We start from the raw sequence: 14557 nt of genomic DNA on the forward strand, positions 1-14557 counted from the left end.
TTCGGTATATTAGCAGGTTTGCTTCCCGCGCTTTCCCGGTCACCTGCCGTCCCCGCAGGTGCCGGAGCGATCTCACCCGGCAGGCGTTTGCCCTCGTTTTGGGCATCACAGGCGTTGCTTTAGGCACTTTGAAGTTTCTATGGAAGAAATCAAGATTCGTGGGGCGCGTACCCACAACCTGAAGAACATCAATCTCGACCTGCCGCGCAACAAGCTGATCGTGATTACGGGTCTGTCCGGGTCGGGCAAGTCTTCGCTCGCGTTTGACACGCTCTACGCGGAAGGCCAGCGCCGCTACGTGGAGTCGCTGTCCGCCTACGCTCGCCAGTTCCTGCAGTTGATGGAAAAGCCCGACGTGGACCTGATCGAAGGTCTGTCGCCAGCCATCTCCATCGAGCAGAAGGCCACCAGCCACAACCCGCGCTCGACCGTTGGTACGGTCACGGAAATCCACGACTACCTGCGCCTGCTGTTTGCCCGCGCGGGCACGCCATATTGCCCGGACCACGGCATCGCGCTGCAGTCACAGAGCGTCTCGCAGATGGTGGACGCCGCGCTCGCCCTGCCCGAGGACACCAAGCTGATGATCCTGGCGCCGGTGGTGGTCGATCGCAAGGGCGAACACTCCGACCTGTTCGACACCATGCAGGCGCAGGGCTTCGTACGCTTCCGCATTCGCTCGGGCGGCGGTACCGCGCACGAGGCGCAATCCAAGGTGTACGAAGTCGATCAGTTGCCCAAGCTCAAGAAGACCGAGAAGCATTCGGTCGACGTGGTGGTCGATCGCGTGAAAGTGCGCGAAGACATCAAGCAGCGTCTGGCCGAATCGTTCGAAACCGCGCTGCGCCTGGCCGACGGCCGCGCGATCGCGCTGGAGATGGACACCGGCCACGAGCACGTGTTCAGCTCGCGCTTCGCCTGCCCGATCTGCTCGTACTCGCTGCAGGAACTCGAACCGCGCCTGTTCTCGTTCAACAACCCGATGGGTGCGTGCACGAGCTGCGACGGCCTGGGCCAGATCACGTTCTTCGATCCGAAGCGCGTGGTGGCCTTCCCCAACCTGTCGCTCGCGTCCGGCGCGATCAAGGGCTGGGACCGCCGCAATCAGTTCTACTTCCAGATGCTGCAGAGTCTTGCGGCGTTCTACGACTTCGACACCGACACCGCGTTCGAGGAACTGCCGCCCAATGTGCAGGAAGTGGTGCTGCACGGCTCGGGCGAAGAAGAGATCCCGTTCACGTATATCAACGAGAAGGGCCGCACCACGGTGCGCGCGCACGTGTTCGAAGGCATCATCCCGAACCTCGAGCGCCGCTATCGCGAGACGGACTCCCTCGCGGTGCGCGAGGAGCTTGCCAAGTACCAGAACAACCAGCCCTGCCCTGCCTGCCAGGGCACGCGTCTGCGCACCGAAGCGCGGCACGTGAAAGTGGGCGAGAACGAGCAGGCGCGCGCGATCTTCGAGGTCAACGCCTGGCCGCTGCGCGATGCGCTCACGTGGTTCCTCACGCTGAACATGCATGGCGCCAAGCGCGAGATCGCCGACAAGATCGTCAAGGAGATCACCGCGCGGCTGAACTTCCTGAACAACGTCGGGCTCGACTACCTGTCGCTCGAGCGCAGCGCGGACACACTGTCCGGCGGCGAGGCGCAGCGCATCCGGCTGGCTTCGCAGATCGGCTCGGGCCTGACCGGCGTGATGTACGTGCTCGACGAACCGTCGATTGGCCTGCATCAGCGTGACAACGATCGCCTGATCGGCACACTCAAGCATCTGCGCGACATCGGCAACTCGGTGCTCGTGGTCGAGCATGACGAGGACATGATTCGCGCGAGCGATTACGTGGTCGATATCGGCCCCGGTGCGGGCGTGCATGGCGGCATGATCGTCGCGGAGGGCACACCGGACCAGATCGAGCAGGCGGTCGGATCGCTGACCGGCCAGTACCTGTCGGGCGCGCGACGCATCGAGGTGCCGGCCAAGCGAGCCGCGCCCGATGAAGAACGCCTGCTGCGCATCGTCAACGCCACTGGCAACAACCTGCGCAACGTGACGGCGGAGATTCCGGTCGGGCTGCTGACCTGCATCACCGGTGTATCGGGCTCGGGCAAGTCGACGCTGATCAACGACACGCTGTATCACGCGGTGGCGCGCCATTTGTACGGCTCCACACCGGAGCCCGCCGCGCACGATCGCATCGAGGGACTCGAGCACTTCGACAAGGTCATCAACGTCGACCAGAGCCCGATCGGCCGCACCCCGCGCTCGAACCCCGCGACGTACACCGGCCTGTTCACGCCGATCCGCGAATTGTTCGCGGGCGTGCCGTCAGCGAAGGAGCGCGGCTACGATCCGGGCCGCTTCTCGTTCAACGTCAAGGGTGGCCGCTGCGAGTCATGCCAGGGCGATGGCGTGATCAAGGTGGAGATGCACTTCCTGCCCGACGTGTACGTGCCCTGCGACGTCTGCCACGGCCAGCGCTACAACCGCGAGACGCTCGAGGTGCTGTACAAGGGCAAGAGCATTTCCGAAGTGCTGGACCTGACGGTGGAACAGGCGCACGAGTTCTTCAGCGCGGTGCCGGTGGTACGGCGCAAGCTGCAGACGCTGCTCGATGTGGGTCTTGGCTATATCCGCCTGGGCCAATCCGCGACCACGCTCTCGGGCGGGGAGGCGCAGCGCGTCAAGCTGTCGCTGGAGCTGTCCAAGCGCGACACGGGCCGCACGCTGTACATCCTCGACGAGCCGACCACGGGTCTGCATTTCCACGATATCGAGCTGCTGCTCAAGGTCATCCACAAGCTGCGCGACCAGGGCAACACGGTCGTGATCATCGAGCACAACCTCGACGTGATCAAGACCGCGGACTGGCTACTGGATATGGGGCCGGAAGGCGGCGCCGGCGGCGGGCAAGTGATTGCCAAGGGCACGCCGGAAACCGTGGCGACGAGCAAGGCCAGCTTTACGGGGAAATATCTGGCCCCGCTGCTGAAGCGAAGCTAGGACTATCGCGCCTGCACCTCGGGAACGCCCGCCACATCCGGGCGTTCGTCGTCTTTCAACCGGCTGCGATTCATCAATCCAGCCTGCTCGAGCACCGGATACGCCGTCGCGCAGAACAGCGAGTTGAGCCGCTTGAGCTCGCTGATCATGTCCAGATGCAGCGAGCTCGTCTCGATGCTCTCGGCGGTCTGCACCGCCACGCGCTGCAGATGCGAGCGCGAATACTTGCGCTCGAGGTCGCGGAACTTCGCCTTCTCCTCCACCAGCTGCTGCGCGCTGCGCAAATCACCAGTCAGAAACACCGACATCGCCAGCCGCAAATTGGCCACCACGCGTCCATGCATCTCGGCAATCTCCTGCATGCCGGCCTCCGAGAACTGCAGGTTGTGCGCGATCTTCTTGTCCTTGGCATCCAGCAGCATGCGTTCGATCAAATCCCCGGCATGTTCGAGGTTGATCGTCAGCGAGATGATCTCGGTCCAGCGCTGACCATCGTTCTCGTCCAGCGCCTCGGTACTGATGCGCGTCAGGTAGAGCTTGATCGCGGTATAGAGATCGTCCACCTCGTCGTCGATGCGGCACGTCGCCGTAGCCAGCCGGGCATCGTTGGTACGCAGCACGCGCAAGAGGTTGTCGAGCATCTGTTCGACCCGATCGCCAATGCGCAACAACTCGCGTGCCGCATTGGACAACGCCAGCGTCGGCGTGGTCAACGCGGCGGGATCCAGGTGACGCGGCGTCACCTGACTGTCGCCCGTGTTGCGCCCCGGCAGAATCGCCTCGCACAGACGCGCGAGCGGCCCCGTGGCGCCGATCAGCAAGATCGCCAGCACGACGTTGAACATCAGGTGGAAATTGACGATCAGCCGCTGCGGATCGGTGCTGACCAGCTTGAGCAGGTCTTCCGCGTGGGTCAGCAGCGGCAGCGCGATCAGGCACCCGAGCAGGCGCGACAGCAGGTTGCCCAGCGTCACGCGCTTGCCCGGCTGGTTGTTGCCCGAGGTAGTCAGCAGCGCCGAAATGCCCGAGCCGAGGTTCGCGCCGAGCACGAGCGCCAGCGCCACGTGAATCGACACTACCCCAGCCGACGCCAGCGCGCCGCAGAACAGCACTACCGCGAGGCTCGAATAGCAGAGGATGGTCAGGAAGGCGCCAATCAGCATGTCGAGCGTCGCATCGCCGGTCAACGTGCCGAACAGCACCTTGACGCCGGCCGCCTGCACCACCGGGCGCGTCGCGATCGAGATCAGCTCGAGCGCCAGCGTGATCAGGCCCAGCCCGATCAGCACGCGACCCACATGGCCGACCCGCTGGCCCTTCCAGGACAAGTGCAGGATCACGCCCACGAAAATCAGCAGCGGCGACAGCCACGACAGGTCCAGCGAGAACACCTGCACCATGACGGCGGTGCCGACGTTGGCGCCAAGCATGATTGCCAGCGCGGGCGCCACGGCGATCAGCCCCTGTCCCACGAACGAACTGGTGATCACCGCCGTTGCATTGCTGCTCTGGACAAGCCCGGTCACGCCCAGACCCGCCGCGAAGGCGCTGAGGCGATTCGATACGCTGACCGAGAGGATATGGCGCAGGTTGGCGCCATAGACACGCAGGATGCCTACCTTGACGATATTGGTGCCCCAGACCAGGAGCGCCACGCCGGAAAGCAGATGAAGAAGAACGCCCATCGTCCGCCCTTTCGTGACCGTTAAGGAACCGCAAGAGGGCGGTTCACGCGGTCATCATGTCGTTGTCAATGGGGCATTATGCGCCGGAGGGCAGTCCCGGGCAAACGGTGGGCCTTTCAGTGCCCCTCGAAGTTGCAAACTGTAAACAACGGCAATCCGCTGGCCGACAGCAGCTTGGAGCCACCCAGTTCGGGCAGGTCGACAATGGCCGCACCCTCGATCACGGTGGCGCCGAGGCGTTCGAGCAACCTGCGGCCGGCCATCATGGTGCCGCCGGTGGCGATCAGGTCATCGACCAGCAACACGCGGTCGCCCGCCTTGCACGCGTCCGCGTGGATTTCCACGGTGGCGCTGCCGTATTCGAGTTCATATTCCTCGGCCACCGTCTGAAACGGCAGCTTGCCCTTCTTGCGGATGGGCACGAACCCGAGGTTCAGTTCGTACGCGATGATCGAGCCGAGGATAAAGCCGCGCGCATCGATGCCCGCCACGAGGTCCAGCCGTTGGTCCATGTAGCGGTGGACGAACACGTCGATCAGCACGCGCAGCGTCTTGGGGTCCTGCAGCAGCGGGGTGATGTCGCGGAACATCACGCCGGCCTGGGGCCAGTCCGGCACCGTGCGGATGCGGTCGCGCAGGTAACGGCTGACGTTATTGAGCTCGTCACCGAGATCGGGGGACTGGATAATGGAATCTGCCATTGGGGGAATTCAGTTTTCTGTACACAAGACCGCGATGGTACCGCGCGGAGGGGACAAAAGCGGGCAAACCCGGGCAAAACTGAACGGCGCCCGGACTAATCGCGGATCATCCGCTCCTCGGCCGCCTCCAGCGCCTCCGGCGTACCGCGCAGCACCACGATATCGCCGGGCTCGAGCACCGTGTCCGGCTCTGGATCGAACGCCGGAATGCCGCGGCGCCGCACTGCCGTCACTTCCACACCGATGCGCTCGAGCCCGAGCAGGCCCAGCCGGCGACCCACCGCCGTATGCTCGGCACCGAGCGACACCGCATGCAGCCGCACGGTATCGCGCTCGACCATGTCCTCTTCGTCATCGCGTCCGTGGAAGTAACCGCGCAGCAGGCTGTAGCGCGCATCGCGCGCCTCCTGCACACCGCGTACCACGCGTCGCATCGGCACGCCCAGCAGCACCAACGCGTGCGAGGCGAGCATCAGGCTGCCCTCGATGATCTCGGGTACCACCTCGGTAGCGCCGGCCTTCTGCAAGGTATCCAGTTCCGAGTCATCGACGGTCCGCACGATCACCGGCAATGCGGGCGCCAGTTCCTGCACATGGTGCAGTACCCGCAGCGCCGACGGCGTGTTGGCATACGTGATGATCAGCGCGGCGGCGCGATGAAGACCGGCCGCAATCAGCGCCTCGCGTCGCGCGGCGTCGCCATAGACCACCGTGTCGCCGGCCGCCGCGGCCTCGCGCACGCGGTCCGGGTCCAGATCGAGCGCGACGTAGGTAATGCCCTCGCGCTCCAGCAAGTGCGCCAGATTCTGCCCGCTCCGGCCAAAGCCGCAGATGATCGCGTGCTTCTCGGTCTGCAGGCTCTGCGCCGCGATGCGCGTCATGTTCAGCGACTGCATCAGCCATTCGTTGGCGGCAAAACGCAGCACGATCGCGTCGCTGTACTGGATCAGGAATGGCGCCACCAGCATCGACAACAACATCGACGCCAGGATCACCTGAGTCAGCACCGGATCGACCAGACCGATGCCGTCGATCTGGTTCAGCAGCACGAAGCCGAACTCGCCGGCCTGCGCAAGGCCCAGCCCGGTGCGGATCGCCACCCCCTGGCGCGAGCCGAACGCGCGCGCCAGCAGCGCGATCAGCACCAGCTTGAACAGAATCGGCACCAGCAGCAGCCCGAGCACGAGCCAGACGTGGTCGTAGACCACCTGCACGTTCAGCAGCATGCCGATGGTCACGAAGAACAGCCCCAGCAGCACGTCGCGGAACGGCTTGATGTCCTCCTCCACCTGATGCCGGTAAGGCGTCTCGGAGATCAGCATGCCCGCCAGAAACGCCCCAAGCGCCATCGACAGGCCCAGCCGCTCGGTCAGCGCGGCCATGCCGAGCGTCACCAGCAGCAGGTTCAGCATAAACAGCTCCTGCGAGCGCCGTGCCGCCACGATATGGAACCAGCGGCTCATCAGGCGCTGGCCGAGGAAGAAGATCAGGCCCAGCGCCACCACGATCTTGACCGTCGCCACCCCCAGCGCGGCCACGAGGTCGGCAGGGTCGCGCGAGAGCGCCGGCACCACAATCAGCAGCGGCACCACGGCCAGATCCTGGAACAGCAGCACGCTGATGATGTTGCGGCCGTGTTCGCTCTCCAGTTCCATGCGTTCGGACAACATCTTGGAGACGATTGCCGTGGAAGACATGGCCAGCGCGCCACCGAGCGCGATCGAGGCCTGCCAGCTGAGCGGAAACAGCCAACTGAAGAGCCAGCTCGCCGGCAGCACCACCAGCATCGACAACACGACTTGCGAGCCACCCAGCCCGAACACCAGCCGCTTCATCGCGCGCAGCTTGCTCAGGCTGAACTCCAGCCCGATCGAGAACATCAGGAAGACCACGCCGAACTCGGCCAGGTACTTGGTCTGGGCCGAATCGCTGGCCAGGCCGAGCGCGTGGGGGCCGATCAGGATGCCTACCGCGAGGTATCCGAGCATCGGGGGCAACTGCAGCATGCGGAAGGCCACCACGCCGAATACGGCGGCGGCCAGCAGTACCAAAGTCAGTTCCAGCGGAGAATGCATGCGGCAGGGGTCGGAACAATCGGGAAGGAACAGGATCGAACGGCCGCGGACCTGCTGCAGGTTTCCCGGCGGGCCGTCCAGACGCCATCGCATTCGTTGGTATACTCCGTCGCCATGATAGCCAATTTCGATGCGGATCGAGCACTTCGTCTCGGCCGCGAGACTCTCCAGATCGAGGCCGACGCCGTTCACGGGCTGATCGGTCGCCTGACACCCGAATTCGCGGACGCAGTACGCCTGGTGCTGGGTTGCACCGGCCGTGTCGTCGTGTCCGGCATCGGCAAGTCCGGCCATATCGGCCGCAAGGTCGCCGCCACGCTCGCCTCCACGGGCACGCCGTCGTTCTTCGTGCATCCGGCCGAGGCCAGCCACGGCGACCTCGGCATGATCACGAGCGACGACGTCCTTATTGCGTTCTCGAATTCCGGAGAAACGGGCGAACTGCTGTCGATCCTGCCGATCGTCAAGCGCATGGGCGCCCGCCTGATCTCCATTACGGGCAACCCGGCCTCCAATCTGGCCAAACTGTCCGACGTTCACCTCAACGGCGCGGTGGAAACCGAAGCCTGCCCGCTGAACCTCGCTCCGACCGCCAGCACCACCGCGGCGCTCGCGCTGGGTGACGCACTGGCCGTGGCCGTGCTGGACGCACGCGGGTTCGGCGAGGAAGACTTCGCGCGCTCCCATCCGGGCGGCGCGCTCGGCCGCAAGCTGCTGACGCACGTCCGCGACATCATGCGCACCGGCAATGCGGTGCCCGAGGTGCGCGAAGCCACCCCGCTGGCCCAGGCGTTGATGGAAATCACGCGCAAGGGCATGGCCATGACGGCCGTGGTGGACGATCAGGGCCGTGCCATCGGCGTGTTCACCGACGGCGACCTGCGCCGCCTGCTGGAAACCCCGCGCGATTGGCGCACCGTGCCCATCAGCGAGGTGATGCACCTGAATCCGCGTACGGTCCTGCAGGATGCGCTCGCCGTCGAGGCCGTGCAGATCATGGAAGCCAACCGCATCAACCAGCTGCTGGTGGTGGATGGCGACGGACGCCTGACCGGGGCGCTCCATATCCATGACCTGACCCGCGCCAAGGTCATCTGAGCGCGCCCCGGCCACCATGCAGGCACTTCTCGCCAAACTGACCGGACTCGTCATGCGGCTGCTGCCGCTGCTGCTGATGGCGATCGTGGCCGGCAGCACCTTCTGGCTCGTCGAGATCAACTCGCCGCGCCAGGACAAGTCCGCCGAGACCGGCAAGCGTCACGAGCCCGACTACTTCGTCGACAATTTCTCGGCGACCGAACTCGCGCAGGATGGCAGCACCAAGCTGCGTTTCAACGGCATCAAGATGATTCACTTCGAGGACGATCAGACCTACGAGGTGACGCGCCCCGCCCTGCGCGCGTACGAGCCGGACCGCCCGCCCGTGACCGCCAATGCCGACCGCGGCGTGATGAACTCGGAGGGTTCGATCATCGATCTCTACGGCAATGCGTTCATCGTGCGCCAGGCCGGCGCCGATCTCAGCAAGGACCCGCGCATGACCGCGGCCTCGCAGTATTTTCAGTTGCTGGTCAACGACGACATCGTGAAAACCAACCAGCCGGTACAGCTGGTGCGTGGCCCGTCGGTGATGAACGCGAACGGTCTGATCTTCAACAACGTCACGCGCGAAGTACAATTGCTGGGTAACGTACGCGGCACCATCATTACGGGGCCGCCTTCGGGCCAGGCTCCGAAACCATAAGAAGCGCGCCCATGCAAGACTGTGTCGTTGTCCGCGCAGCCTTGCCAGGCCGTCATTCCTGTCCAATTTCTAGTCCGCTATGACTTCATCCCAGACGACGCCGTCCCGTCGCCGACCCGCTGCTGCCGCGCTGCTCGCCATGGTTGCCATGCTTGGCCTATCGCTTGCGGGCCCCGCATTGGCCGAACGCGCGGACCGCGACAAGCCGCTCGTCCTGGAAGCGGACAACGCCAGCTACGACGACGTCAAGCAGATCTACACGCTGACCGGCAATGTCGTGCTGACCAAGGGCACGATGGTGCTGAAGTCCGATGCGGCCGAACTGCGTACCGATCCCGAGGGCTACCAGTACGCGATCGCGACTTCCAAGCCGGGACGTCAGGCATATATCCGCCAGAAGCGCGACGGCGTGGACGAGTACATCGACGGCTGGGGCGATCGCATCGAATACGACGGCAAGCAGGAACTGTCGCGACTGATCGGACATGCGCGCGCGGCGCGCGTGGCCGGCACCAAGATCATCGACGAGATTCGCGGCGCGCTGATTACCTATGACAGCCGCAACGAGTTCTATACCGCGGCTGGCGGCGGAGAGCCCGCCAGTTCGGGGGCGACCTCGGGCCGCGTGCGCGCCGTGCTGTCGCCGCGCGCAGACGCGGCCAGCGCGCCCGGCGCGCCCCTCGAACTGAAGCCCGCACCGGCCCCGGCCACAGGCACATCGCCAAGCCGGCCCTGAGTCCCGCGTCCCGGGCCCGAAGCATTCCAACGCAGCAGTCCATGAACGATACCGCCACGCTCACCAAGCCGATCTCCGCCGACACCGTCGCCAATGGCAGCACGCTCGTCGTGCGCCACCTGAAGAAGCGCTACGGCTCGCGTACCGTCGTCAAGGACGTATCGCTCGACGTGAAGAGCGGCGAGGTGGTGGGTCTGCTCGGCCCGAACGGCGCGGGCAAGACCACGTCGTTCTACATGATCGTGGGCCTGGTCGCGCTGGACGAAGGCGACATCCTGCTCGACGGCCAGCACATCAGCCGCCTGCCGATCCACGAGCGCGCGCGCATGGGCCTGTCGTACCTGCCGCAGGAAGCCTCGGTCTTCCGCAAGCTCAACGTCGAGGAGAACATCCGCGCCGTGCTCGAGCTGCAACTGGACAACGGCAAGCCGCTCAAGAAGGACGTGATGAACAAGCGGCTGGACACGCTGCTCGAGGATCTCCAGATCGCGCATCTGCGCAACAACCCCGCGCTGTCGCTGTCGGGCGGCGAGCGGCGCCGCGTGGAAATCGCGCGCGCGCTGGCGTCGTCGCCGCGCTTTATCCTGCTCGACGAACCGTTCGCGGGTGTGGACCCGATCGCAGTGGGGGAAATCCAGCGTATCGTCAGCTTCCTCAAGGCCCGCAACATCGGCGTGCTGATCACCGACCACAACGTGCGCGAGACGCTCGGCATCTGCGATCACGCGTACATCATCAGCGAAGGCACGGTGCTCGCAGCGGGCCAGCCCGAGGAAATCATCGCCAACGAGTCCGTGCGACGCGTCTATCTGGGCGAGAATTTCCGCATGTGACGCGCTGGCCGCGAGTGCGGCCACTTACACTCCGCGCGCGGCGGAAAACGATCACCGAGCTAAAGCGATAGGCGATAGCAATTTCCGTTCCATCGACGGGAAGATGCGCATAGAATAGGTCGCATGAAACCGTCGCTTCAGCTTCGCCTCTCCCAACACCTTGCCTTGACCCCCCAACTGCAACAGTCGATCCGGCTGCTGCAGTTGTCCACGCTGGAGCTCCAGCAAGAGGTGGAACAGGCGCTGACGGAGAACCCCCTGCTCGAGCGTGAGAACGACTGGATCGAGAGCCCGCTGCGCGTGGCCGCCGATGGCTCGGTCAACGTGCAGAGCGCGCCCGCGCCGGCCCCCGCCGAGCCGCAGGGCAATGGCGAGGACCGCGCCGAGGGCGCCGGCGGCAGCGACGACGAAGGCTTTAGCGATTCCTCGAACGAAGACTACGGCAGCGAGTGGAGCCTGGACGACTTCGCACGCCGCCCCCAGGGCGACGAGGACGAGAAGACGCCGATGCAGCTCCGTGATGCGGAGCCGACGTTGCGCGAACACCTGATGGGACAGCTCGCGCCGCTGAAGATTTCTCTGCGCGACAAGGGCCTTGTGGTGTTCCTGATCGAGTCGCTGGACGACGACGGATACCTCGGCGCGACGCTCGACGAAATCTACGCCGAGCTGCCCGAGGAACTCGAGTTCGAGATCGAGGAACTGCAGTCGATGCTCACATTGCTGCAGAGCTTCGACCCGCCCGGCGTCGCGGGCCGCAATGCGGCGGAATGTCTCACCCTGCAGTTGCGCCGCATCTCGCATCCGCAACGCGACCTTGCATTATCGATCGTCAACCACCACCTGGAATTACTGGCGGTGCGTGACTACACGCGCCTAAAGAAAGCGTTGCAGGTTGACGAAATAGCATTGAAGGCCGCGCACGATCTGATCCGTTCACTGGCACCGTACCCCGGGCATGCATACAGCCGGCCCGAGGCCGATTTCGTGGTGCCCGACGTGTTCGTGCGCAAGAGCGCGGGCGGCTGGATTGCACAGCTGAATCCCGATGTGATGCCACGATTACGCATCAACGACATGTACGCGCAGATCCTGCGCGGCGCGAAGGGCGAGTCGGGCACGGCAGGACTGCAGCAGAAGCTTCAGGAGGCGCGGTGGCTCATCAAGAACATCCAGCAACGCTTCGATACGATCCTTCGTGTTTCGCAGGCGATTGTCGAACGCCAGAAGAACTTTTTCACCCACGGGGAAATCGCGATGCGCCCCTTGGTTTTGAGGGAGATAGCCGATACACTCGGTTTACATGAGTCCACCATCTCTCGCGTGACCACCAACAAGTACATGGCCACGCCAATGGGGACTTTCGAGTTGAAGTACTTCTTTGGGAGCCATGTGTCCACCGAAACGGGTGGCGCAGCTTCATCCACGGCAATCCGCGCGCTGATCAAGCAACTCATAGGAGCCGAAGACCCCAAGAATCCCCTTTCCGACAGCCGCATCGCCGAACTGTTGGGCGAGCAGGGCTTTGTGGTCGCGCGGCGCACCGTCGCCAAATACCGCGAAGCGCTCAAGATCCCGGCAGTGAATCTCCGCAAGTCTTTGTAGCCGAGCTGCGCCTTCTGCCTGGTGCAGCTCTTTCAGAAGGAGAAACGCTATGAACTTCAAGATCAGTGGACACCACCTGGACATCACGCCTCCTCTGCGTGAGTACGTGGAAACGAAACTGGAGCGTATCGTCAGGCATTTCGATCAAGTCATCGGTGTGAGCGTGCTGCTATCGGTCGACAATCACAAGGAAAAGGATCGGCGGCAGTATGCGGAAATCAATCTGCATCTGAAGGGTAAGGACATCTTCGTGGAAGCCCATCATGAAGACCTGTACGCGGCGATCGACTGTCTGGTCGATAAGCTCGACCGTCAGGTGATCCGTTACAAGGATCGCGTACAAGGCCACGACCGCGAGGCCCTGAAGTACCAGATGGCAGCGGCGCAGATGCAGCAGCAGTAAAAACCCAACGTGCGACGAACACGTCGCCGAGGAGTGATACGAAGAGAGCAAAGCCGCGCATCAGCGCGGCTTTTTTGATTGCAACCGTTCAGCGTCGGTGTATGCTGCGCAATACATGCATGAAGGAGACCGGTGTCCGCCGCCTGCCGGGGCGCGACGCTGCGGTGCACAAGATTCCGATGCCGCTGCTCTATAATGCCCGGACGTTAGACCCCCCAAGAATATCCGCGCATCGCCCATGAATCGTTTGGCCAAACTGCTGCCACCCGGCAACATATCCCTCGACGTCAGCGTCACCAGCAAGAAGCGGGTGTTCGAGCAAGCCGGGCTCCTGTTCGAGAACAACCATGGCGTGGCACGCGCCACAGTCACCGACAACCTGTTTGCGCGCGAGTCGCTCGGTTCCACCGGCCTCGGTGCTGGCGTCGCGATTCCGCATGGCCGCATCAAGGGCCTCAAGCAGCCGCTGGCCGGCTTTATGCGCCTGGCCGAGCCGATTCCGTTCGAGTCGCCCGATGGCAAGCCTGTATCGCTGCTGATTTTCCTGCTGGTGCCCGAACAGGCCACGCAGCAACATCTGGAAATCCTGTCGGAAATCGCCCAGTTGCTGTCGGATCGCGAGATGCGCGACGGGTTGGCGACGCTGCCCACGCCGGAAGCCGTGCACCAGTTGTTGACCGACTGGCACCCGTGACGTGAGCGCCGTCGCGGACGTGTCGTTGCCCGCCGCCCCGCACTCAACAAATCCGTAGATGCACCTCAACCGCAAGTAATCGCATGGAACTCACCGGCGTCACCTCGCAGTCGATCTTCGACGACAACGCAGCCGACATCAAACTCTCGTGGGTGGCCGGGCTGGAAGGCGCCGACCGCGCGTTCGATGTCGAATTCGCGCGCGAGGCCACGTCCGCCGCGGACCTCGTGGGTCACTTGAACCTGATCCACCCGAACCGCATTCAGGTGCTCGGCAAACCCGAGATCCTGTATTACCAGCGGCTCGACGATGAGCCGCGCAAGCGCCAGATGGGCGAGCTGATCCTGCTGGAGCCGCCGTTCCTCGTAGTGGCCGATGGCATGGAGCCGCCGCCCGACCTCGAGCTGCGCTGCACACGCTCGTCCACGCCGCTGTTCACCACGCCGGTCTCGTCGGCCGCGGTAATCGATCACCTGCGGCTCTACCTGTCGCGCATCTCGGCGCCACGCGTGACGATGCATGGCGTGTTTCTCGACATCCTCGGCATGGGCGTGCTGATCATGGGCGAGTCGGGACTCGGCAAGAGTGAACTCGGCCTGGAACTGATCTCTCGCGGTCACGGTCTGGTGGCCGACGATGCGGTGGACTTCGTGCGGCTGGGCCCGGATTTCGTGGAAGGCCGTTGCCCGCCGCTGTTGCAGAACCTGCTCGAAGTGCGCGGCCTGGGCCTGCTCGACATCAAGACGATCTTCGGTGAAACGGCCGTGCGCCGGAAGATGAAGATCAAGCTCGTGGTGCAGCTCGTGCGCCGCAACGATGGGGAATTCGAGCGCCTGCCGCTCGACTCGCAATATCTCGACGTGCTTGGCCTGCCCATCCACATGGTGAAGATCCAGGTGGCGGCCGGCCGCAACCTTGCCGTGCTGGTGGAAGCCGCCGTGCGCAACACGATCCTGCGCCTGCGCGGCATCGACACGCTGCGCGATTTCATGGATCGCCAGCGCGCGGCGATGCAGGCCGACGTGGTATCGCGCGGCCAGGGCCGACTGCTCTGAGCCCAGCGGTCAACCTGGCGCG

Annotated in this window: 12 protein-coding genes; 9 read left to right on the forward strand and 3 right to left on the reverse strand. The window is 64.3% G+C overall.

The annotated features are described in order from the left end of the window. Window positions 1-139: 139 nt before the first annotated feature. Window positions 140-3004 (forward strand): excinuclease ABC subunit UvrA, encoded by a 2865-nt coding sequence (gene uvrA, locus LDO41_RS10250; RefSeq protein WP_223986191.1) that lies wholly within the window; start codon window positions 140-142, stop codon window positions 3002-3004. Between the two features lie 2 nt (window positions 3005-3006). On the opposite strand, the gene LDO41_RS10255 is transcribed toward uvrA, so the two are convergent. From LDO41_RS10255 to LDO41_RS10265, 3 genes are all read right to left on the reverse strand, one after another. After that, the gene (locus tag LDO41_RS10255; protein ID WP_223986195.1) at window positions 3007-4689 is read right to left on the reverse strand and encodes a Na/Pi cotransporter family protein; all 1683 of its coding nucleotides are present in this window, start codon (window positions 4687-4689) and stop codon (window positions 3007-3009) included. 116 nt (window positions 4690-4805) lie between these two features. After that, window positions 4806-5390: an adenine phosphoribosyltransferase gene (locus tag LDO41_RS10260; RefSeq protein ID WP_223986198.1), complete on the reverse strand. Its 585-nt coding sequence runs from the start codon at window positions 5388-5390 to the stop codon at window positions 4806-4808. 95 nt (window positions 5391-5485) lie between these two features. Beyond that, window positions 5486-7465: a monovalent cation:proton antiporter family protein gene (locus LDO41_RS10265; RefSeq protein ID WP_223986201.1), complete on the reverse strand. Its 1980-nt coding sequence runs from the start codon at window positions 7463-7465 to the stop codon at window positions 5486-5488. A 114-nt stretch (window positions 7466-7579) separates the two neighbouring features. Here LDO41_RS10265 and LDO41_RS10270 point away from each other — a divergent pair, with 114 nt between their 5' ends. The 8 genes from LDO41_RS10270 (at window position 7580) to hprK (ending at window position 14535) form a co-directional block, all read left to right on the forward strand. Beyond that, window positions 7580-8563, forward strand: coding sequence for a KpsF/GutQ family sugar-phosphate isomerase (locus LDO41_RS10270; RefSeq protein ID WP_223986221.1), 984 nt, complete (start codon window positions 7580-7582; stop codon window positions 8561-8563). Between the two features lie 16 nt (window positions 8564-8579). Beyond that, on the forward strand, window positions 8580-9209 hold the full coding sequence (gene lptC, locus LDO41_RS10275) for an LPS export ABC transporter periplasmic protein LptC (RefSeq protein WP_223986225.1): 630 nt from the start codon (window positions 8580-8582) through the stop codon (window positions 9207-9209). Window positions 9210-9288: 79 nt separating this feature from the next. Then, window positions 9289-9945, forward strand: coding sequence for a lipopolysaccharide transport periplasmic protein LptA (gene lptA / locus LDO41_RS10280; protein ID WP_223986261.1), 657 nt, complete (start codon window positions 9289-9291; stop codon window positions 9943-9945). Between the two features lie 41 nt (window positions 9946-9986). Further along, window positions 9987-10778, forward strand: a complete 792-nt coding sequence (gene lptB, locus LDO41_RS10285) for an LPS export ABC transporter ATP-binding protein (protein WP_223986279.1) — start codon at window positions 9987-9989, stop codon at window positions 10776-10778. Window positions 10779-10901: 123 nt separating this feature from the next. Beyond that, on the forward strand, window positions 10902-12383 hold the full coding sequence (locus LDO41_RS10290) for an RNA polymerase factor sigma-54 (RefSeq protein WP_223986282.1): 1482 nt from the start codon (window positions 10902-10904) through the stop codon (window positions 12381-12383). 49 nt (window positions 12384-12432) lie between these two features. Next, the gene (gene hpf, locus LDO41_RS10295; RefSeq protein WP_223986285.1) at window positions 12433-12786 is read left to right on the forward strand and encodes a ribosome hibernation-promoting factor, HPF/YfiA family; all 354 of its coding nucleotides are present in this window, start codon (window positions 12433-12435) and stop codon (window positions 12784-12786) included. Window positions 12787-13024: 238 nt separating this feature from the next. Beyond that, the gene (ptsN, locus tag LDO41_RS10300) at window positions 13025-13480 is read left to right on the forward strand and encodes a PTS IIA-like nitrogen regulatory protein PtsN (RefSeq protein ID WP_223986288.1); all 456 of its coding nucleotides are present in this window, start codon (window positions 13025-13027) and stop codon (window positions 13478-13480) included. 83 nt (window positions 13481-13563) lie between these two features. Further along, window positions 13564-14535, forward strand: coding sequence for an HPr(Ser) kinase/phosphatase (gene hprK / locus LDO41_RS10305; RefSeq protein WP_109582178.1), 972 nt, complete (start codon window positions 13564-13566; stop codon window positions 14533-14535). The last annotated feature ends 22 nt before the right edge of the window (window positions 14536-14557 follow it).

It is taken from the genome of Cupriavidus pampae (genome assembly GCF_914271485.1).
GTDB lineage: Bacteria > Pseudomonadota > Gammaproteobacteria > Burkholderiales > Burkholderiaceae > Cupriavidus > Cupriavidus pampae.

What these genes read in the sequence shown, in the direction of transcription:
- hprK (WP_109582178.1), top strand. Translation starts at nt 13,564, where the DNA reads ATGGAACTCACCGGCGTCACCTCGCAGTCGATCTTCGACGACAACGCA.
- ptsN (WP_223986288.1), top strand. Translation starts at nt 13,025, where the DNA reads ATGAATCGTTTGGCCAAACTGCTGCCACCCGGCAACATATCCCTCGAC.
- lptC (WP_223986225.1), top strand. Translation starts at nt 8,580, where the DNA reads ATGCAGGCACTTCTCGCCAAACTGACCGGACTCGTCATGCGGCTGCTG.
- LDO41_RS10290 (WP_223986282.1), top strand. Translation starts at nt 10,902, where the DNA reads ATGAAACCGTCGCTTCAGCTTCGCCTCTCCCAACACCTTGCCTTGACC.
- LDO41_RS10270 (WP_223986221.1), top strand. Translation starts at nt 7,580, where the DNA reads ATGATAGCCAATTTCGATGCGGATCGAGCACTTCGTCTCGGCCGCGAG.
- hpf (WP_223986285.1), top strand. Translation starts at nt 12,433, where the DNA reads ATGAACTTCAAGATCAGTGGACACCACCTGGACATCACGCCTCCTCTG.
- LDO41_RS10265 (WP_223986201.1), bottom strand. Translation starts at nt 7,465, where the DNA reads ATGCATTCTCCGCTGGAACTGACTTTGGTACTGCTGGCCGCCGCCGTA.
- uvrA (WP_223986191.1), top strand. Translation starts at nt 140, where the DNA reads ATGGAAGAAATCAAGATTCGTGGGGCGCGTACCCACAACCTGAAGAAC.
- LDO41_RS10255 (WP_223986195.1), bottom strand. Translation starts at nt 4,689, where the DNA reads ATGGGCGTTCTTCTTCATCTGCTTTCCGGCGTGGCGCTCCTGGTCTGG.
- LDO41_RS10260 (WP_223986198.1), bottom strand. Translation starts at nt 5,390, where the DNA reads ATGGCAGATTCCATTATCCAGTCCCCCGATCTCGGTGACGAGCTCAAT.
- lptB (WP_223986279.1), top strand. Translation starts at nt 9,987, where the DNA reads ATGAACGATACCGCCACGCTCACCAAGCCGATCTCCGCCGACACCGTC.
- lptA (WP_223986261.1), top strand. Translation starts at nt 9,289, where the DNA reads ATGACTTCATCCCAGACGACGCCGTCCCGTCGCCGACCCGCTGCTGCC.